The 19354-nt window shown below is 57.8% G+C and carries 17 protein-coding genes; 6 read left to right on the plus strand and 11 right to left on the minus strand.

Going from position 1 to position 19354, the window contains the following annotated elements; all coding sequences use genetic code 11:
• Positions 1-27: 27 nt before the first annotated feature.
• Positions 28-960 carry a DMT family transporter gene (locus ACR0MP_RS09560; protein ID WP_170401542.1) on the minus strand — a complete coding sequence of 311 codons (933 nt, stop codon included), beginning with the start codon at positions 958-960 and terminating at the stop codon, positions 28-30.
• A 40-nt stretch (positions 961-1000) separates the two neighbouring features.
• Complete coding sequence (locus tag ACR0MP_RS09565; protein WP_170401545.1) at positions 1001-1600, minus strand: LysE/ArgO family amino acid transporter; 600 nt, start codon at positions 1598-1600, stop codon at positions 1001-1003.
• 84 nt (positions 1601-1684) lie between these two features.
• On the opposite strand from ACR0MP_RS09565, the gene ACR0MP_RS09570 reads away from it, so the two are divergent.
• A complete protein-coding gene (locus ACR0MP_RS09570) occupies positions 1685-2578 on the plus strand; it encodes a LysR family transcriptional regulator ArgP (protein ID WP_170392170.1) in 894 nt (297 codons plus the stop codon).
• Here ACR0MP_RS09570 and ACR0MP_RS09575 read toward each other — a convergent pair.
• Entirely contained in the window at positions 2575-3849 is a 1275-nt protein-coding gene (locus ACR0MP_RS09575; protein ID WP_170392172.1) for an MFS transporter, read from the minus strand. The two genes, ACR0MP_RS09570 and ACR0MP_RS09575, sit on opposite strands and share 4 nt — an antisense overlap.
• 172 nt (positions 3850-4021) lie before the next feature.
• Positions 4022-4762 carry a YebC/PmpR family DNA-binding transcriptional regulator gene (locus tag ACR0MP_RS09580; protein WP_170392173.1) on the minus strand — a complete coding sequence of 247 codons (741 nt, stop codon included), beginning with the start codon at positions 4760-4762 and terminating at the stop codon, positions 4022-4024.
• A 110-nt stretch (positions 4763-4872) separates the two neighbouring features.
• Here ACR0MP_RS09580 and ACR0MP_RS09585 point away from each other — a divergent pair, with 110 nt between their 5' ends.
• From ACR0MP_RS09585 to ACR0MP_RS09600, 4 genes are all read left to right on the plus strand, one after another.
• A complete protein-coding gene (locus ACR0MP_RS09585; protein WP_170401548.1) occupies positions 4873-6645 on the plus strand; it encodes an SLC13 family permease in 1773 nt (590 codons plus the stop codon).
• 16 nt (positions 6646-6661) lie between these two features.
• The gene (locus ACR0MP_RS09590) at positions 6662-7396 is read left to right on the plus strand and encodes a glutamine amidotransferase (RefSeq protein WP_170401551.1); all 735 of its coding nucleotides are present in this window, start codon (positions 6662-6664) and stop codon (positions 7394-7396) included.
• Positions 7397-7468: 72 nt separating this feature from the next.
• A complete protein-coding gene (locus ACR0MP_RS09595) occupies positions 7469-8326 on the plus strand; it encodes a bile acid:sodium symporter family protein (protein WP_480886460.1) in 858 nt (285 codons plus the stop codon).
• 11 nt (positions 8327-8337) lie between these two features.
• On the plus strand, positions 8338-9999 hold the full coding sequence (locus tag ACR0MP_RS09600) for an FAD-binding dehydrogenase (protein WP_480886461.1): 1662 nt from the start codon (positions 8338-8340) through the stop codon (positions 9997-9999).
• On the opposite strand, the gene ACR0MP_RS09605 is transcribed toward ACR0MP_RS09600, so the two are convergent.
• The 5 genes from ACR0MP_RS09605 to mgtE all read right to left on the minus strand — a co-directional run bounded on the left by ACR0MP_RS09605 (position 10000) and on the right by mgtE (position 15595).
• A complete protein-coding gene (locus tag ACR0MP_RS09605) occupies positions 10000-10746 on the minus strand; it encodes a YbaY family lipoprotein (RefSeq protein ID WP_480886463.1) in 747 nt (248 codons plus the stop codon).
• 96 nt (positions 10747-10842) lie between these two features.
• Positions 10843-12621 (minus strand): SLC13 family permease, encoded by a 1779-nt coding sequence (locus ACR0MP_RS09610; protein WP_480886464.1) that lies wholly within the window; start codon positions 12619-12621, stop codon positions 10843-10845.
• A 91-nt stretch (positions 12622-12712) separates the two neighbouring features.
• Positions 12713-13525 (minus strand): TIGR00282 family metallophosphoesterase, encoded by an 813-nt coding sequence (locus ACR0MP_RS09615; RefSeq protein ID WP_170512362.1) that lies wholly within the window; start codon positions 13523-13525, stop codon positions 12713-12715.
• A 112-nt stretch (positions 13526-13637) separates the two neighbouring features.
• Complete coding sequence (locus tag ACR0MP_RS09620) at positions 13638-14204, minus strand: 5-formyltetrahydrofolate cyclo-ligase (protein ID WP_480706777.1); 567 nt, start codon at positions 14202-14204, stop codon at positions 13638-13640.
• Entirely contained in the window at positions 14201-15595 is a 1395-nt protein-coding gene (gene mgtE / locus ACR0MP_RS09625; protein WP_480886467.1) for a magnesium transporter, read from the minus strand. The genes ACR0MP_RS09620 and mgtE overlap by 4 nt, the downstream gene beginning before the upstream one ends.
• Positions 15596-15733: 138 nt before the next feature.
• Between mgtE and guaD the strand changes: the two genes are divergently transcribed.
• Entirely contained in the window at positions 15734-17026 is a 1293-nt protein-coding gene (gene guaD / locus ACR0MP_RS09630; protein ID WP_170392193.1) for a guanine deaminase, read from the plus strand.
• A 62-nt stretch (positions 17027-17088) separates the two neighbouring features.
• On the opposite strand, the gene ACR0MP_RS09635 is transcribed toward guaD, so the two are convergent.
• Positions 17089-18423: an 8-oxoguanine deaminase gene (locus tag ACR0MP_RS09635; protein ID WP_480886469.1), complete on the minus strand. Its 1335-nt coding sequence runs from the start codon at positions 18421-18423 to the stop codon at positions 17089-17091.
• Between the two features lie 114 nt (positions 18424-18537).
• Complete coding sequence (gene hisN, locus ACR0MP_RS09640) at positions 18538-19329, minus strand: histidinol-phosphatase (protein ID WP_480886471.1); 792 nt, start codon at positions 19327-19329, stop codon at positions 18538-18540.
• Positions 19330-19354: the final 25 nt, after the last annotated feature.

Genomic DNA, 19354 nt, shown 5'->3' on the forward strand with positions numbered 1-19354 from the left:
GAAGGCTAAGCGGTTTTTATTGACTCGTCAATCAATAACGGTTCTTGGTTTCGCCGGTGGGGTCTCAGAACCTTGCGGCGGTGTGCCGCCACGGCTCAGCACGGCTTCACGCCAGGTGATGAAGCTGACGGCAGCCAGGATCAGAGTGCCTCCTGCAATTACCCAGATGTCGATGCGTTCATGGAAGGCCAAAGCGCCGAGCAAAGTGGCCCAGATCAGCTGCAAGAACGTCACCGGCTGGGTCACGGCCACCGGGGCAGCCTGCAATGCAAGCGTCATGAAATAGTGCCCCGCAGTCGCAAAGCTGGCGACGATGAAAAGTATACCAAGATCGCGCAGGCTGGGCGGCTCCCAAACCGCAACGGCGAAAGGGATAAGCGCGATGGTGACCCATATCGAAAGATGGGCAACAACGGCTGAGGGACGGATATCACGGACCATGACTTTGGCAAGCAGATAGGAACCACCAAGCGCTAGTGCAGCCCCCAGCATCGCTATGTGACCGGGCAATATCTCGCGAAAGCCCGGGCGCAGGATGATCACTACTCCAATCACAGCAACACCAATCGCGGCGATACGACGAAAAGCTAGCTTTTCACCCAAGAACACTGCCGCACCCACCGTGACGTAGATAGGTGTCATGTAATTCATCGCGGTCACCTCGGCGAGGGGGATGCGCGTCATCGCAAAAAACCAAAGCATGACGGCGATGGCGTGGACCATTCCGCGTAGTCCAAACAGCGTTAGATTGCGCGGGGTCAATGGAGTTCCGAGGATCGCCCGGATTGCGGGCAAAAGAAACACCAGACCCAGGACATAGCGCAAGAATGCCGCTTGAATGGGGTTCATGCTGGTTCCCAGCACCTTCACCAGCGCATTCATGCCCACAAAGGACAGCCCGGCCGCAAGCATCCAAAACATGCCAACAAGCGGGCGGTGCTGATCATTAGGTGAGGTCATACAAACGGTTGAACACCGAATTCTGATCCGGGACAACCCTTCACATGATAACAAGTTTCAACGCGATCATAAGCATCGCGATTCCGATGATAAAATCAAGAATCTGCCATGCGCGCGGGCGTGCAAAAATCGGTGAAAGCACTCTGGCACCGTAGCCGAGCGAAAAGAAGAAAACGAAACTCGAAGTCATCGCCCCTATCGCAAACCCCATGCGATCTGAATATTGGGCCGATATCGACCCGATCAATACGACCGTATCCAGATATACATGGGGGTTGAGCCAAGTGAAGGCCAGCACAGTTAGCATGGCCGCACGCAGGCTGGTGCGCTGCCCTGTTGCGGTATCCATCACCGCCCCTCCCTGCCAGGCAGACCAAAAACTTCGTAGGGCGTACCAAATCAGAAACACCGCCCCACCATAGCGCATCACCGTTTCAAACCACGGCGCGGCCTGAGCCAGGGTGCCGAACCCTGCAACACCCGCCCCGATCAGTATCGCGTCAGACACTGCGCAGGTCAGACACAGTGCAAAGACGTGCTCGCGCCGCAGGCCTTGGCGCAGAACAAAGGCGTTCTGAGCGCCTATCGCCAATATAAGGCTAAAACTCAGGGCAAACCCGGCAATCATTGATGGGAACATGCAGCCTCCTGTCGATGCTCGTTGACTACATGGCCAGTGTGAATCTATCAAATTAATGATGATTACCCAGATTAAGTAACTCTAATGCTCCTCGACCCTCATCAGCTCTCAGCATTGGCGGCGATCTTGCGACACGGCAGCTTTGAGGCCGCAGCCGCAGAGCTATCCGTCACCCCGTCGGCTATTTCGCAGAGGATCAAGGCGTTGGAGGATCGTGTTGGTGCGGCCCTTATTCATCGCGGCACCCCATGCATCGGCACTCCGGCGGGTCTGCGGATCGCCCGTCATGCCGAAGATATCGGCCTGTTGGAGGCAAAGCTGGCGCGAGAGCTGACTTTGGATCAGCGTGAAGGTCCGGTGCGGGTTCGCGTCGCGCTACCGGCTGACAGTCTGGCCACATGGTTTATCGACGCGATGGCGCGCGCCGAAGACATACTGTTCGACCTTGTAATTGACGATCAGGACCATTCGGCTGACTGGCTGCGGCGTGGCGACGTAAGTGCGGCGATAACGGTGGGTGGTCAAAACATTACCGGATGCGATGCCATTGCGTTGGGCACTTTGCGCTATTTGCCGACCGCGAGCCCCGGCTTCATGCAACGGTGGTTTTCTGATGGGGTTTCCGCCAAATCCCTGGCACAGGCCCCCTGCTTGACCTTTAACCGCAAGGATAATCTGCAGAAATCCTGGATATATGCCCAGACAGGCAGCCGTCTTTCGCCACCGTCTCACTTTCTGCCGTCCACAAATGCCTTTGTTGACGCGGCAATCGCCGGATTAGGATGGGGTATGAACCCCGAAAGCCTTGTAAGAAGAGCGATCGCAAATGGGCAGATCTGCGAAGTAATCCCCGATGCGCCGCTCGATATCGAACTGACCTGGCAGATCGGGCGCGTCCTTGCCCCTGCCCTTGCACCCTTGACCCAAGCGGTACGCCGCGCGGCAACGCAGCAACTGATCGCGCCGGCGGCACATTAGGCCTGCGACTCTGCAGCCTTTTGCGGTTTCGCGATGCGGTAACAGCTAAATGCCGCCCAGATGCTGGCCAGCACGATAAACACGATGGCAGCTGCAACCTCGTGCATATGTGCAACCGCAGCCAAAATTGCAGACAGTGCAACGGCAGCGAGTCTGCAGATGGATTTGATGGCTGCTGCGCCCTGAATACGTTGTTCCTTGGGCGCAACGTCTAAAAAATAAAGCTGGCGCGCACTGGAAATTCCAGTTGTCGCCACCGAGACGACAAAAAGGGCAATGGCGTGCAAGTGAACTTCGTGATCGATACCGGCATAGTGGAACGCCAACAAAACGATCCCTGTCACTGCGACCAACAAGTTGCCCGCGACCATCACGGTACGGTGTGATTTCATGTTCACCAGTTGCCACAAGGGTGCCGAGACCAGGTAGCCGGACGCGGATGAGATGATCATGGCTGTCAAACCCTTGGCCGAGTTGTGATGTGCCTCGGCAGCGATGAGCGCAAAAAACGGAACCGACAGAGACACGACAACCAAAGGAAGCCGCAGAGCCATATAGCGCCGGAACCATGGCTGTTCGAACATACTTACGATTCCGGAGATGATGTTCTGCAGCGATTGACGTCCTGCACCTTTAGGTTTTCCATTACCGGACTCATCGGGGGCGATCTCGGCCATGCCGAGAATGCATAATGCTGAAAACAAGAAAAACACGACCGAGGCCGCAATCACCGCGGAATGCCGCGAGAATGGCGGGTACTCTTTCGTGATCTCGTGTATCAGCAACACCAAGCCGATGGCACAAAGACCTCCCGCGCCCAATTGGAGATAACGGATAACCATCCGGGATTTCGATTTCAGATGATCGCCCAACAAGTCAGACAGCATCAGGGATTGGCTTTCTTCAATAAGCCCAATCATGAAAAAGGCGATCACAAAGGCAATGGCCGTCAATGAGACACTGCCGGTGGCCGCGATCAAAAGAGCCATCAGAAGGCAACCACCAATTCCGATCTCGGTCAGGGCAATCCCGCGTTTCTTCCGCGCCTGCGCAGCAATGGAGCGGGCGAAAAACACGTCCGAGATCATGCTGCCAACCATGCGGATCGACACCAATGCACCGGCAAGGAACATCGGTAACTCCAGCGAGACCGCAAGGAATGGCAATACGATAGACGGGCTGCCCAAAGTCCACGCCACCTGGGAAAGGATACTTTGGCTAGCCAGAACCGGGACATTTCGTCGGGCCGGATCAGTCGATTTACTCGCCATTTGCGATGCTCTGCATGATGTGCCTACGGTTGCCTTTCAGGTCCTTCAGCCTCAATGATCTGAGTTTAATCGCAAGAGGCTTCAGGACCAAGTCTTGTGTAAGACGCGCAACTGCAACAGAAAAACCCGGCCGCTGGGCCGGGTTTGGTTCATCTGGCGTTTGTCCGGTACATCAGAGCTGCGCCATAACCTCGTCGGTCGCTTCGAAGTTAGTGGTCACGCGCTGAACGTCGTCGTCGTCTTCCAATGCATCCACCAGTTTCATCAGCTTTTGCATGTCTTCCAGACCCAACTCGGTCGTCGTTGTCGGCTTCCAGACCAGCTTGGTGGATTCGGATTCGCCCAGCGCCTCTTCCAGCGCGTTCGACACATCGTTCAGATCTGTATCTGCACACCAGATGATGTGACCGTCATCCGAGCTTTCGACATCCTCTGCCCCGGCCTCGATCGCGGCTTCGAAAATCGTATCCGCATCGCCTGCGTCTGCCTGATACACAACTTCGCCCTTGCGGTCGAACATGAACCCGACCGAGCCGGTTTCACCCAAGTTTCCACCATTCTTCGAAAAGGTCGAACGTACAGTCGAGGCGGTACGGTTGCGATTATCGGTCATCGTTTCAACAATCACGGCCACACCGTTGGGACCATAGCCCTCATACCGGATTTCTTCGTATTCATCGCCCTCACCTGCTACGGACTTCTTGATCGCACGGTCGATCACGTCCTTGGGCACCGAATTCGACTTGGCCTCTTTCACCGCCAGACGCAGGCGCGGGTTCTTGTCGGGATCGGGGTCGCCCATCTTGGCGGCGACCGTGATCTCTTTCGACAGCTTGGAAAACAGTTTGGACCGCGCGGCGTCCTGACGTCCCTTGCGGTGTTGGATATTGGCCCATTTGGAGTGGCCTGCCATGGTGCGTCCTCGTCATCGTGATTGCGTGTTTGGCGCTCATATAGACGTTTGCGGGGCAAAGGATCAAGAGAGCGGCTTGCCCTGTCTTCGCCCGTGACTATGGTGGCGGTATGACGACAGATCAGATCATTCTTTTTTCCCTTTTCATCGCCGTTTTCGGAATGCTGCTCTGGGGGCGTTTCCGCTATGACCTTGTAGCATTTACCGCCTTGATGATCGCGGTCACGCTGGGTGTGGTGCCCGTTGACAATGCCTTTGCCGGGTTCGGGCACCCGGCCACGATCATCGTGGCGTTGGTGCTGGTGGTTTCTGCCGGTCTGGTGCGCTCGGGTGCAGTGTTCATGATCACGCGCACGCTGGTCGATGCATCGCGCGGATTGGGCGCGCATATCGCGCTAATGGGCGGCATCGGGGCGATCCTGTCAGCCTTCATGAACAACGTCGCGGCGCTGGCGCTGCTGATGCCGGTCGATATCCAGACCGCGCGCAAAGCGGGGCGCCCGGTCGGCCTTAGCCTGATGCCGCTCAGCTTTGCGACGATCCTGGGAGGGATGGCCACGCTGATCGGTACGCCGCCAAATATCATCATCGCCTCGATCAGGGCTGAAACGCTGGGCGAACCGTTTCATATGTTCGATTTCGCACCGGTGGGCGGGTTGGCTGCAATTGCAGGGCTGGCGTTCGTCGCGCTGATCGGCTGGCGCCTCATCCCCAATCGCGGCGCGCAGGAAGAAACCTCGGAAGTTTTGGCCGAATACATCGCCGAACTGACGATCCCGCCTGAATCGCCCCATATCGGGAAACGGGTCAGTGAGCTCTATGAGGCCGCCGAGAAATCTGACGTCGCTATCATCGGCCTGATCCGGGACGGAAAGCGACGCTATGGTCGATCAACCCACGCAACCCTGCATGAAGGCGATGCGCTTGTTCTGGAAGCACGCCCCGAAGCGCTGGATGAGTTCCGCGCCGCGCTCAATCTGGATTTCTCGGACGCCCGTCGGCAGGAGGTTTTGACTGCCGAAGGCGAAGGGCTGGAAGTGGTTGAAGTCGTTGTCCCCGAAAGCGCGCGCATCACTGGGCGAACTGCACAGGCGTTAGGACTGGCCTGGCGACAGAGTACAGTCCTGATGGGCATTTCACGCCAAGGGCGCCGGATCACCAGCCAGGTTCGCAAAACCGAGGTCGAGCCCGGCGACATCTTATTGCTGCTGTGCCCGCGCGACCGAGCACCCGATGTCACTGAGTGGCTCGGCTGCCTGCCCTTGGCCGAGCGCGGCTTGAATGTAACCGCGAATGAGAAAGCCTGGCTTGCCATCGGCCTATTTGCGGCTGCCGTGTTGGCGGCCAGTATCGGGCTGATCTATCTGCCGATCGCACTGGGGTTCGTGGTCGTAGCCTATGTTCTGACTAAGATCATGCCGATTGCGGATATCTACAACCACATCGAATGGCCGGTGGTTGTATTGCTGGGGTCAATGATCCCACTGGGCAGCGCGCTTGAAACCTCGGGCGGAACCGAGTTGATCGCCAACGCCTTGATTCAGCTGACCAACGGCCTGCCCGCCTGGGCAATCCTGACCGTACTGATGGTCGTGACGATGACCCTGTCCGATGTGTTGAACAACACAGCCACCGCCATTGTCGCCGCCCCGGTTGGCATTCAGATGGCGCGCACGCTTGAGGTGTCGCCCGATCCGTTTCTGATGACGGTGGCCGTTGCGGCGTCTGCCGCGTTTCTGACGCCCATTGGGCACAAGAACAATACGCTGGTGCTTGGTCCCGGAGGATACCGTTTTGGTGATTACTGGCGCATGGGACTGCCGCTGGAAATCCTGATCATCGCGGTCTCGATCCCCGCGATCCTTGTGTTCTGGCCGCTTTGATGGCTAAAGGCTGCCTATGAAACGCTTTCTGATCCTGCAACTGCGCCCGGAAACCGATGCATCGGATGCCGAATATGCCTCGATCCTGGACAAAACCGGGCTCAGCCCTGCGCAAACTCAACGCATCCGGCTGGATTGCGAAGACCTGCCCGAAGGGCTGGATGTCGTCGATTACGCTGGTGTCATCGTGGGTGGGGGTCCCGGCTGCGTCAGTGACGATCCGACCACCAAATCCGCGCTGGATGCAAAGATCGAAGGCGCGATCATGAGACTGATGCCCCAGATCACTGCGAAAGATCACCCGTTCATGGGCTGCTGCTATGGCTTGGGTATTCTCGCCGTACATTTGGGCGGAGATGTCAGCAAACGGCAATTTGGCGAACCGGTCGGACCGTCCGACTGCCGTCTGACAGAGGATGGCGCCCAAGACCCCTTGACCGAAGGCCTAAAGCCGAAATTCGAAGCGTTTGTGGGACATAAGGAAGCCGTACAGTTACTGCCGGATGGCTGCGTTCATCTGGTAGCGTCTGACCCCTGCCCGTTTCAGATGATCCGCTGGGGGCAGAATGTCTATGCCACCCAATTCCACCCCGAAGCGGACGCCAAAGATTTTGAGCAGCGGATCAATATCTACAAGGACCACGGCTATTTTCCGCCGGAGGATGCGCAAAGCTTGATCGATATGTGCCATGCCGCAGACGTTACGGAGCCGGGTGAAATCCTGCGCCGGTTTGCTCAACGCTACGGGTGACCCAACGGCGTTGTTGCCTGATCTACGACCCCTCGCATACGCTGGCCCGAATGACTTTGGGAGGAGTTGTTCTTGGACCTGCTTATCAACGTTGGCCTGCCCATTTCGCTGGCTATTATCATGTTGTCACTGGGGATCGGGCTAGAAGCCGCCGATTTCCGCCGGGTTTTGGCGCGGGGGTACCCCTTCGCCATCGGCGCCATCAGTCAAGTTGTGCTGATACCAATGGCTGCCTTCGCGACGGTCACTCTGTTCGGATTGCCCGCTGAAATCGCCGTGGGTGTCATGCTTTTAAGCTTTTGCCCCGGTGGGGTCACCAGCAACATCCTCGCAAAGTTTGCCAAAGGTGATGTGGCGCTGTCGGTCAGCCTGACAGCGGTGATCAGCCTGCTGTCCATCGTGACCGTCCCCATTCTCACCGCATGGTCCATAGATCATTTCATGGGCGAGGCCGCACCCAAAGTTTCGATCAGCGCATTAGCCACTGCGCTGTTCCTAATCACGACCCTTCCAGTCGCCATTGGCGTCGCCATACGTCACTTTGCAAGGGGGTTCGCCATTCGGGTCGACGGCCCGCTTTCGACGCTCGCATCGATCCTGTTCGTGCTGATCGTTGCGGCGGCACTGGCTGGAAACTGGCAGTTCTTCATCGAAAACCTCAGCTCGATTGGGGCAGCTCTGATCACGTTGAACGTTGTGCTGTTGCTGATCGGTCTGGGGCTGGCGCGCATCGCCAAGCTGACGTGGAGCGAGGCAAAAACGATCTCGGTTGAAACCGGAATTCAAAATTCGGCGATGGGAATCACGCTGGCGGCCCTGATCACCGGCACCACGACCGGATTCAGCCCGCTTGCCGTTCCCGCCGCCGTTTATGGTATCACGATGTATGTGGTCGTAACTCCCTTCATCCTTTGGTTCCGCAGCCGCTGAAAGGACACCAGATGACCGACAATACTGCAGATGCGATCGTGATCGGAGGCGGCCTTGCGGGCCTGTCGGCGGCGGCTGAATTGGGCGACCGGGGCAAGCGCGTGATCGTGCTGGATCAGGAACCCGAGCATTTTCTGGGCGGACAGGCGTTTTGGAGCCTTGGCGGCCTGTTCATGGTCGACACTCCCGAACAGCGCCGCATGGGCATCCGCGATAGCCACGATCTGGCCCTGCGCGACTGGATGGGCAGCGCGCAGTTTGATCGCGACGAAGACGCCTGGCCCCGCAAATGGGCCGAAGCTTATGTCGAATTCGCCGCGGGTGAAATGCGCCCGTGGCTGCATGACATGGGGCTGCGCTGGTTTCCAGTCGTGGGCTGGGCCGAACGGGGCGGGTCGTACGCGGACGGTCACGGCAACTCGGTCCCACGCTTTCACATTACTTGGGGAACCGGCCCGGGTGTGCTTGAGCATTTTGTACGCCGCGTCCGCGCGCATGTTGACGCCGGGTTGATCCAATTGAAGTTCCGCCACCAAGTCAGCCATATCATTATGCAAAATGGCACTACCAAAGGCGTGTCTGGAGAGATTCTGGCCGATGACAGCATCCAAAGGGGCGGCAAGACCAATCGGGACGAAGTGGGCGAGTTCGAAGTCTATGCGCCTTCGGTCATCGTCACCTCTGGTGGGATCGGCGGGAATTTTGAGATGGTAAGACAAAGCTGGCCCCGCGACCGGCTGGGTGAACCGCCCAAGGATATGGTGGCGGGTGTACCGTTTCATGTCGATGGCCGTATGATCCCGATCAGCGAGAAAGCCGGCGGACATGTCATAAACGGCGATCGGATGTGGCATTACACCGAAGGGGTGCGCAATTGGGATCCGATCTGGCCCGCGCATGGTATACGTATTCTACCCGGCCCAAGCTCAATGTGGTTCGATGCGCGCGGCAATCGCCTGCAGCCCCCTTGCCTGCCGGGGTTCGATACGCTGGGAACGCTGAAAGAGATCCTGAAAACCGGGTATGAATACAGCTGGTTCGTTCTGACCCAGAAGATCATCAAAAAGGAATTTGCACTGTCGGGGTCCGAGCAAAACCCGGATTTCACTTCGGGCAGATGGAAAGAGGTGATCCGTCAGCGCATCCTGTCAGGCACCAAGGCAACCGGCCCGGTCGAGGCGTTCAAGGAAAAAGGTGAGAACTTTGTCGTTGCCAACACGCTGACTGAATTAGTCAGCGGTATGAACCAGTTGGGCGGAGGCCTGATTGACGAGGCGCATCTACGCGCCCAGATCGAGGCACGGGATTCTCAGGTCGACAATCCGTTTTCCAAAGATGCCCAGATGATGGCCATCCTTGCTGCACGCAATTATCGGGGCGACAAGTTGATCCGGACGGCCAAACCGCACAAGTTCCTCGATCCCTCAAACGGCCCGCTGATCGCGGTTAAGCTGCACGTGCTGACCCGCAAGACACTTGGCGGGCTACAGACCAATCTGGACAGTCAGATGATCGGTGCCGACGGTCAGGTCGTCCCCGGCCTGTTTGCAGCCGGAGAGGTCGCAGGTTTTGGCGGCGGTGGCTATCACGGGTACAACGCGCTAGAGGGCACGTTCCTGGGCGGTTGCATCTTCTCGGGTCGCAACGCAGGAAGGTCCCGCGCAGTGGCCTGATCACTGCGTGCGCACGAATTTCAGTATCGGCTCACCTGCGGCGTCGAGGAGTACCATGCTATCTCCGGCAACAGCATAGTTCGTCACTTTCTGCAGGGCTGCTAAAAACTGATCCTCGACCTCTTCCAAATCCGGCGGGCACGCCATTAGGGTCGCGGCCATATTGTCTGGAAACTCAAGGCTATTTCCCGTGATCTCGGCTTGCCCGGAAAACCGGTTGCAACCACCTGTGCCACCGAACGCCCCACCTTGAGCGAAGGAAATCTGCGGCGGGCGTTTCGCGTCCAACACCGTTCCACCAATGCCGATGGCTGTCCACTCGGTCCCTTCCAGCGTCGCCGGCCCCTGACCACCGGTCTGCACCAGCACAAGATCAGCCGAATTGCCTTCGCCGTTGGTCAGTACGGGATGGATCGTATCCGTCGTGAACAACAGCTCACCCTCGCGATAGATCGACCCACGTACTGCATAAGTCATCCCCTCGCTGATCAGCGCGTCGTCAAAAGTCAGCTCAAACTCCGAGGGCACTCCGTTTAACGCATAACGTTGCGCCGCCAGAGTGACCGCAGCAGCATCCGCACGCGAGATATCCTGCAATTCGACAAATAGCGTCGCATCCGGTGGCAGGGCGATCCGTTCACGGTAGGTTGCCGTGCCAGTGACTGTTCCTGCCGAGCTTTGGCTGCCCAGCAAGGCCAATACGATTGCTCCGGCCACAATGGCCTGCCCGAGTTTTGGAAAAGGCATGATCCCATCCTTTCACATTCATCTTAGGCAAAAAGATTGTGACGATATCGACATTTACAAGGCCCGAAACACCAGGTCGGCGAATCCGTGCCAGTGTCAGAGCGGCCAGATGAACGGAATAAGCAGCGACGCCAGCAGACCCACGGTCAGGTTCAGCGGTACGCCCACCTTCAGAAAATCGGTGAATCTATATCCGCCCGGGCCATACACCATCATGTTGGTCTGATAGCCTATGGGCGTCGCAAAGGATGCCGATGCCGCCACCATCACCGCGACCACCAGCGGTCGCGGATCGATGCCCACAGCCTGCGCCAGAGAGATCGCAATCGGCGTGACCACCACGGCCACGGCGTTGTTCGAAACCAATTCGGTCAGCACCGAGGTCAGCAGGTATACGGCCCAGATGATCAAGAAAGGCGGCAGCATGCCCAGCGCTGGTGCAACCGCTTCGACGATCAATGTAACCGCGCCCGATTTATCCAGCGCCGCCCCAATAGCGAGCATGGAAAAGATCAGGGCCAACAAGCGGCCTTCGACAAACGAGAACGCCTCATCCGCGTCGATACATCGGGTCAGCAGAACCACGGCAACGGCGATGATCGACAACAGCAGGATCGGTGCCACGCCCAACCCCGCCAGGGCGACGATCCCGATCAGCGCACCGATGGCTATCGGCGCATGGCTGCGGCGAAATGCGCGCGCCGAGGGCTGCGTGACATCGACCATATCCATGTCGGCGGCCAGCTTCTGGATATCCGCTGGCGAGCCCTCTAACAGCAGCGTATCCCCGACACGCACGGTCAAAGCATCCAACTGACGCCCGATATTCTGGTTCCTGCGATGAACCGCCAGGACGTAGACACCATATCGGCGACGTAACCGCATCGCACCAAGCGTTCGACCGACCATACGGCAGCCCGGCGTGATCAGAACCTCAACTGTCTTGGTCTCAACGGCTGAGACCTGATCCACGCGCTTGAGTTCCTTGTTGCTTTGAAGACTCAGCAATTCGGTCATCTCGGTGCGCAAAACTACCCTGTCGCCCACTTTCAGCGTCACCCCCTTGAGGTTCCGCCGCAGCGAGTCATCGCCTCGGATGACGTCGATCAGGCGCACACCGGGGCGCTTGAACAGCTGAACGCCGGTCACTTCGCGGTCGATCAGATTGCTGTCGGGTGGGATAACCGCCTCAGTAAAGAACTTCATCTTGGACCGGTCGCTGAGCATCTCAGCCATGCTGTCACGCTCGGGTAGCAGTCGTGGCGCAATGAAGCGCAGGTACACCATACCGTAGATCACCAGCGTGATGCCCAGCGGGGTAACCTCGAAGATTGAAAACGCCGTCATACCCTGGGCGCGGGCTACACCATCGACCAACAGGTTAGTCGAGGTGCCAATCAGCGTCAGCGTACCCCCAAGGATCGCCGCATAGCTGAGCGGGATCAACAATTTGGACGCCGAAACGTTCAGCGTGCGGGCGATCTGGATAAAGACCGGGATCATTACAACGACAACCGGTGTGTTCGACACCACCGCCGAAGCGACGACGACAAACGCCATCAATAACCCGATAGCAAACCGAGGGTTCACCTGCGCCTGCTTCTGCGCGAGCGAGGTGAAGGCATCAAGCGCTCCGGTGCGCACCAAGGCACCCATGATGATGAACATCGCGCCGATGGTCCACGGCGCGGGATTCGAAAGGACTGCAAGCGCACTTTGATAGGGCAGGATACCGGTTGCCAGCATCAGGGCCGCCCCGCCGATTGCGACAACTTCGGTCGGATAGACCTCGCGCAGAAACATGATGAACATGCCCGCTACGATCATCAGCGCCAGAATTGCGCTGCCCATCTCTGTCAGTTGAAGGAATTGCATTCTTGGTATTCTGTCCGAACCCTGATCTGGCATACGCGCCTAGTAGGTAGTTTCACGTATTGCGTGCGGCGGGGCAAGTCTGACGTGCTTTTCAGGGTGTAGACTGCTGCAACCGCCCGCCAACACGAATCATCTGCACGGATTTTGCGCTTCCATCGCGGTCATCGGTTTCGACAAAAACTCCGCTCAAGGTCGCCTCACCGGTCGCAGGCGTAAACCGCGCCTTGGGCATCCCGGTTATGAACCTGCGCATCGGTTCCTGTTTGTCCATTCCGATGACCGAGTCATAGTCGCCGCACATTCCGGCATCGGTCAGATATCCTGTACCGCCCGGCAATACCTGCGCATCTGCCGTTGGAACGTGCGTATGCGTCCCAACCACAAGACTCGCGCGTTTGTCGCAATAATGGCCCATCGCCATCTTCTCGGACGTTGCCTCGCAATGCATGTCGACGATGATCGCCTGCGCCTGGCCGCCGCGTGGGTGCGATTTCAGGATCGGTTCAATGGCCGAAAAGGGATCGTCAAAGGGGCGTTTCATGAAGACCTGCCCTAACACCTGCACCACCAGAACCTTGCGACCGCCCGGCGCGGTGAACAGTCGATGCCCCCGCCCCGGTGCCCCTTTGGCATAATTCAACGGACGCACGATGCGAGGTTCTTTCTCAATAAACTGCAGCATGTCTTTCTGGTCGAAAGCATGATCGCCCAAGGTGATACAATCGGCCCCCGCGTCCAAAAGCAGCTTGGCGTGGTCCCCGCTCAGCCCCATTCCGTTCGAGGAGTTCTCGCCGTTGACAACGACAAAATCCAGCCGCCATTCGTCACGCAGGCGTGGCAGATGCTGCTGGATGGCGGCGCGACCCGAGCGCCCCATTACGTCACCAAGAAACAAAATCCTCATGATTGCGGTCCTAGGGGCTGGAAGTGGCAATAACAAGGCAGAAGCAAACAATCACTCAGCCTGAAGCCTGCCAATGTAAAGGAAATCGCGATCGCGCATAGCGAGGGATAAATTAGAAAGTTAGCACCCGGCTTTCAGTAATCACCATATCGAGTGGTTGATCAGTTGGCTCCAGCGGCAGATGTTCGGCTTCCTGCGCATCAAAGGCAAATCCTATGGCCAGCGTCGGGCGCTTGGCGCGCAACCCTTCAAGCGTGCGATCATAGAAGCCGCCGCCATACCCCAAGCGGCCACCCTTCGCATCAAAGGCAACCAGTGGCACGATCAGGATCTCCGGGTCGAAATAATCATCGACCTCGGGCACTTTTGCCCCGAAAGGTCCATCTTTCAGTATGCCCTCAGGCGTCCATCGAGAGAAGCGCAACGCCTGCCCTGCGGCCTGAATGACAGGCACGCCCACTGGGCCATATGCAGAAGCCTCGGCCATTGCAGGCAGCGGGTCGATTTCGGTGCGGATCGGCATATAGCCAGACATGGGAACACCGCGATGACCCGCCAGAACCTCGGACAAGCGCCCGGCCGCGCCCGGGATGCGCATATCAAACGCTACCTTGCGTCGCGCGAATGCCGCCTTGCGCGCTGCAGCCTTGATTTCGGTCAGATCGGTTGTCTCGTTCACAGTAGTACCAAGCTGGCAAGCCCCAGAAAGATGAAGAACCCCATGACATCCGTTGTCGTGGTCACAAAGGTTCCTGACGCCAGCGCCGGGTCAACACCCAGACGGTCCAGCACTACCGGTACTACCGTACCAGCAAAGCCCGCGATGATCATGTTCACGACCAGCGCAGATCCGATCACGACACCCAGCAGCGGGGAGTCGAACCACATCATCCCGACGGTTCCCAACACGATAGCGAAACACAGCCCGTTGAGCATTCCCACCAGCAGTTCTCGCCGGATTACGCGCCCTACGTTCGAGCCGGTCAGGTCGCGTGTTGCCAACGCCCGCACTGCAACGGTAAGTGATTGGGTCCCGGCATTGCCCCCCATCGAGGCGACGATCGGCATCAGGATCGCGAGCGCCACCAGTTGATCAATCGCGGCCTCAAACTGAGAAATCACCAGCGATCCGCAAATCGCCGTAACCAGATTGACACCAAGCCAAGGCAAGCGGCGCCTACTGGTTGCCGCTACACTATCGGACAGAGAGCTTTCGTCCGAGACGCCCGCAAGACGCAGCATATCCTCTTCGTATTCTTCGTCCAGGACCACCATCGCATCGTCGATGGTGATGACACCGACCAAACGACCGTCGCCATCCACGACGGGAGCCGAAATCAGGTGATACTGATTGAACGCATAGGCTACGTCCTCTTCATCCTGTTCGACGGGGATGGTGTAGAATTCATCTTCGGCAATGTCCTGCAGCGGCACCTCGCGCCGGGTTGCCATCAACTTGCCCAGCGTGACCTGAGCAACCGGTTTCAATCGCGGGTCAACAAGTATGACGTGATAAAACTGTTCCGGCAAATCGTCGGTGGCACGCATGAAATCGATGGCCTGCCCCACGGTCCAGTGATCGGGCGCCATGACCACCTCGCGCTGCATAAGGCGGCCAGCAGAGTTTTCTGGATAAGATAGGGCTTGCTCTGCCGCGACGCGTTCGGAGTCTTCAAGCGCGCCCAGGATGGTTTCTTGCTGCGGCTCTTCAAGATCTTCCAGAAGGTCAACAACGTCATCACTTTCCATATCCCGAACGGCTTCGGCCAGAACGTCCGGTTTCAGGACATTGATTACTTCTTCCCGAACTGACTCGTCGAGCTCCGACAGGATATCGCCGTCGAACTCTTTGTCATACAGCCGGATCAGGCGCGCACGGTCGTAAGGATTGATCTGTTCCAGAAGGTCAGCGATATCGGCCGCGTGCAGCGGCTCCATCAGCTCAATCAGCTTGGCGCGATCTTCGACATCAACCGCATACAGGATGGCTGCAACGGTTCGCGGGTCCAGCGCATAGGCGTCTTCGTCACGGGGCTGATCGGGTCTGGCTTCGTCGTTGCCTGTCGTCATGCGCTGCCCCTCTATCTTGTCGATTGCCCCTAGATAGAAGAAGCAGCTACCGGAAAACAATGACAATGGTCCAATTTACCCGCATCTTTTGCGCCCCTATGCTGGTTGGCGGTCCAAAACAGGCGGAGAACAGAACAAATGGCGCAAAAGACGCTTCTGAAGGGACGTGTGCTTAGCTTCAACGGATCACCGTTCGAAGGTGAGCCCACCGATGCGACCAAAATTCACCAAGCCGTCCTGATCGAAGATGGCCGCATCGCGGCACTGGGCCAGGCGTCCGACCTGTCTGACGCGCATCCCGAAGCCAACATTAAGGATTATGGCGATCAGCTGATCATGGCGGGATTTGTGGATTCTCATGTCCACTATCCGCAGACGGCGATGATCGCGAGCTGGGGAAAGCGGCTGATCGATTGGCTGAACAGCTACACGTTCCCTGAAGAGATGAAGTTTGACGACCCCGCCTATGCCGCTGAAATTGCAAACAGATATCTAGACCTAACCGCAGCCCATGGCACCACAACCATGTGCAGCTTTTGCACCATTCATCCAGAGAGTGTTGATGCCTTCTTTACCGCCGCGCAGGCGCGTGGGCAGCGGGTCGTCGCGGGTAAAACCTGCATGGATCGCAATGCGCCTGAGGGGCTGCGAGATACTGCACAAACCGGATACGACCAGTCCAAAGCTCTGCTTGAAAAGTGGCATGGGGTTGATCGCATATCTTACGCCATCACTCCACGATTTTCGCCGACATCGACGCCAGAACAGCTGGAGGCGATGGGCGCGCTTTGGGCCGAGCATCCCGACTGCCTGATGCAAACCCATCTGAGCGAACAGACCGATGAGATCGAATGGGTCCGATCCCTGTTCCCCGACGCGCGCGACTATCTGGACACCTATGAGCAGTTTGGGCTGCTGGGTGGAAATGGCCTTTACGGGCACGTGATCCATCTGGAAGAGCGGGAGCGCGATCGTCTGCGCGAGGTAGATGCAGCTCTGATCCACTGCCCCACATCAAACACGTTTATCGGCTCTGGCCTGTTTGACATGAATGGTCTGATCCACTCAGGGCACCGCGTGGGCTTGGCCACCGACACCGGAGGCGGCTCAAGTTTTTCAATGCTGCGCACAATGGCTGCGGCCTATGAGATTGGTCAATTGCGAGGCCATCCCTTGCACCCCTCGCAATTGCTTTGGCTTGGAACGGTGGGATCGGCTCGTACCCTGCGGATGGATGACCGTATTGGCAACATCGCCGTGGGCATGGAGGCCGATCTGGCGGTGCTGAACCTCGCATCGACGCCTGCTATCGCCCAGCGCGAAGCTCATGCTGATGATCTTTGGGAAGCGGTGTTCCCGACCATTATGATGGGTGATGACCGTGCCGTAACCGATACCTGGATCGCCGGACGAGCTGTTTCTGGTCGATAGGAATGGGCCTATGGCCCATGCCTCCGGCGGAGGTATTTTTAGCCAGATGAAGAGCGGATCCGCTATTCTGCCAGCGCGCGTGCCAGACGATTCTGGGTTTCTATGACCCTTGGCAGGTCGATCGTGGCGATCTGACTGTTACGAACAATCTGGCGTCCCTCGACAAAGAGGTGTTTGACACGCGTTGGTCCGGCCAGAAGGAGCGCAGCGGGGTCCCAATTGCCTGCACTTTCAATTCCTTGCGCGTCCCAAATGGCAATATCAGCTCGTTTACCGGGCATAAGCCGGCCGCAATCGGGCCGATTCAACACATCCGCCCCGCCTCGGGTGGCGATCTCAAGCGCCTCACGGGCCGACATGGCGTCAGCGCCGTTTGCGACTCGTTGCAGCAGCATAGACTGGCGCGCCTCGGCCATCAGATTGCCGCTGTCGTTGCTGGCTGATCCATCCACACCCAACCCGACTGGCACGCCTTGATCACGCATTTTTCGGACTGGCGCGATACCTGAACCAAGACGACAATTGGAACATGGACAGTGCGCAACGCCGGTTCGGCTACGTGCAAACAGGTCAATCTCGGCGCCATCCAGCTTGACACAATGAGCGTGCCAGACATCCGAACCGGTCCAGCCCAATTCTTCGGCGTATTGGCCGGGTCTACAGCCGAACTGATCTTGAGAATAGGCTATATCCTCATCGTTCTCCGCCAGATGGGTGTGCAGCATCACACCTTTGTCGCGCGCTAACAGCGCGGCATCGCGCATCAGGTCCCGACTAACCGAGAACGGCGAACATGGCGCCAAACCAACGCGACACATCGAACCCTCAGATGGGTCGTGATAGGCATCTACTACGCGGATCATATCCTCCAGAATAGCCTGCTCGGATTCGACCAAAGCATCAGGAGGCAGTCCACCATCACTTTCGCCAATGCTCATAGCTCCACGCGTGGGATGAAAACGCAGCCCCAGCTCTGACGCTGCATGGATCGTGTGTTCAAGCCGCGCGCCATTGGGATATAGGTAAAGGTGGTCAGAGCTAAGCGAGCAGCCGGACAGTGCCATCTCGGCCAATCCGATCTGGGCAGATATAAACATCTCGTCAGGACCAAAGCGGGACCAGATGGGATAGAGCGTTCGCAACCAACCAAACAGCAAAGCGTCCTGCCCGCCGGGAACCGCGCGGGTGAGCGTTTGGTAGAGATGGTGATGGGTGTTCACCAGACCGGGGGTCACAACACACCCAGTGGCATCATGTATTTCGCCATCGCTCGTAAGGCGGTGGCCAATCTGGGCTATCTTACCATCCCGAACCAGCAGATCAGCGCCTGCAAGCTCTTGCCGATCATCATCCATCGTCAGGATCATATCGGCGTTACGGATCAGAAATTCTGTCATTTTCGCACTCCCGCATACTGCCCGTCTCATGCATGGAGTGATGGGCTGGTGGAAAACGGGCGTAAGAACCAGCCGTGATCAGTTTAAAGTCGCAAAGAAGGGTCGGCAACCCGTTTAGTATTGCTTCAGAATTTCTAGCGCTGCCGCATGAATCTCAGTATTGGCTGCAGCGAGCGCACGCCCACCATTGTGAGCCGGATTACCCTGCCAATCCGTCACAATACCACCCGCGGCCTTGATCACCGCGATTGGGGCCTGGATATCGTAGGAATTCAATCCAGCCTCGACCACAAGATCAGTTTGACCTGCAGCGAGCAACGCGTAGGCATAACAATCCATCCCATAGCGTGTCAGCTTCGTTTTCTGAGAAACCGCCTTGAAGGCGGCGGCCTCGACCGCGCTGCCAACCTCCGGGAAGGTGGTGAAGATGATCGCCTGGTCCAGAGATCGAGTGTCACGCGTCCCAAGTTCGGTGCGTCCCAAAGGGCCTTTGACAAAGGCGTGCTCTTTATCTCCGATAAAACGTTCGCCGATATAGGGCTGATCGATCACACCAAGCTTCGGTCCAGTCTCATCGCTTAGGGCGATCAGAACACCCCATGTGGGCGTACCACTTATGAAACCGCGCGTGCCATCAATTGGGTCCAGCACCCAAACTCGTCCGGTAGTTCCCTCGGAATGACCGAACTCTTCCCCCAGGATACCGTCCTCAGGCCGGTGATCAGCCAGCACCCTACGCATTGCTTTTTCTGCTTCGCGATCAGCGGCTGTCACCGGATCAAAACCGGCATCGAGTTTGTTGTCTGTCTTCAGGTTAGATTGGCGGAAAAACGGAAGAATGGCCGCCCGCGCAGCGTCGGCCATTTCTTCGGCAATCTCTAGATCGCTTCGTAGGGTGTTTTGCATTGCTTACCCGTGCGCCCCACACCCC

The sequence above is a fragment of the Ruegeria sp. K3 genome, assembly GCF_056531845.1.

What these genes read in the sequence shown, in the direction of transcription:
- ACR0MP_RS09560 (WP_170401542.1), bottom strand. Translation starts at nt 960, where the DNA reads ATGACCTCACCTAATGATCAGCACCGCCCGCTTGTTGGCATGTTTTGG.
- ACR0MP_RS09565 (WP_170401545.1), bottom strand. Translation starts at nt 1,600, where the DNA reads ATGTTCCCATCAATGATTGCCGGGTTTGCCCTGAGTTTTAGCCTTATA.
- ACR0MP_RS09570 (WP_170392170.1), top strand. Translation starts at nt 1,685, where the DNA reads ATGCTCCTCGACCCTCATCAGCTCTCAGCATTGGCGGCGATCTTGCGA.
- ACR0MP_RS09575 (WP_170392172.1), bottom strand. Translation starts at nt 3,849, where the DNA reads ATGGCGAGTAAATCGACTGATCCGGCCCGACGAAATGTCCCGGTTCTG.
- ACR0MP_RS09580 (WP_170392173.1), bottom strand. Translation starts at nt 4,762, where the DNA reads ATGGCAGGCCACTCCAAATGGGCCAATATCCAACACCGCAAGGGACGT.
- ACR0MP_RS09585 (WP_170401548.1), top strand. Translation starts at nt 4,873, where the DNA reads ATGACGACAGATCAGATCATTCTTTTTTCCCTTTTCATCGCCGTTTTC.
- ACR0MP_RS09590 (WP_170401551.1), top strand. Translation starts at nt 6,662, where the DNA reads ATGAAACGCTTTCTGATCCTGCAACTGCGCCCGGAAACCGATGCATCG.
- ACR0MP_RS09600 (WP_480886461.1), top strand. Translation starts at nt 8,338, where the DNA reads ATGACCGACAATACTGCAGATGCGATCGTGATCGGAGGCGGCCTTGCG.
- ACR0MP_RS09605 (WP_480886463.1), bottom strand. Translation starts at nt 10,746, where the DNA reads ATGCCTTTTCCAAAACTCGGGCAGGCCATTGTGGCCGGAGCAATCGTA.
- ACR0MP_RS09610 (WP_480886464.1), bottom strand. Translation starts at nt 12,621, where the DNA reads ATGCAATTCCTTCAACTGACAGAGATGGGCAGCGCAATTCTGGCGCTG.
- ACR0MP_RS09615 (WP_170512362.1), bottom strand. Translation starts at nt 13,525, where the DNA reads ATGAGGATTTTGTTTCTTGGTGACGTAATGGGGCGCTCGGGTCGCGCC.
- mgtE (WP_480886467.1), bottom strand. Translation starts at nt 15,595, where the DNA reads ATGACGACAGGCAACGACGAAGCCAGACCCGATCAGCCCCGTGACGAA.
- guaD (WP_170392193.1), top strand. Translation starts at nt 15,734, where the DNA reads ATGGCGCAAAAGACGCTTCTGAAGGGACGTGTGCTTAGCTTCAACGGA.
- ACR0MP_RS09635 (WP_480886469.1), bottom strand. Translation starts at nt 18,423, where the DNA reads ATGACAGAATTTCTGATCCGTAACGCCGATATGATCCTGACGATGGAT.
- hisN (WP_480886471.1), bottom strand. Translation starts at nt 19,329, where the DNA reads ATGCAAAACACCCTACGAAGCGATCTAGAGATTGCCGAAGAAATGGCC.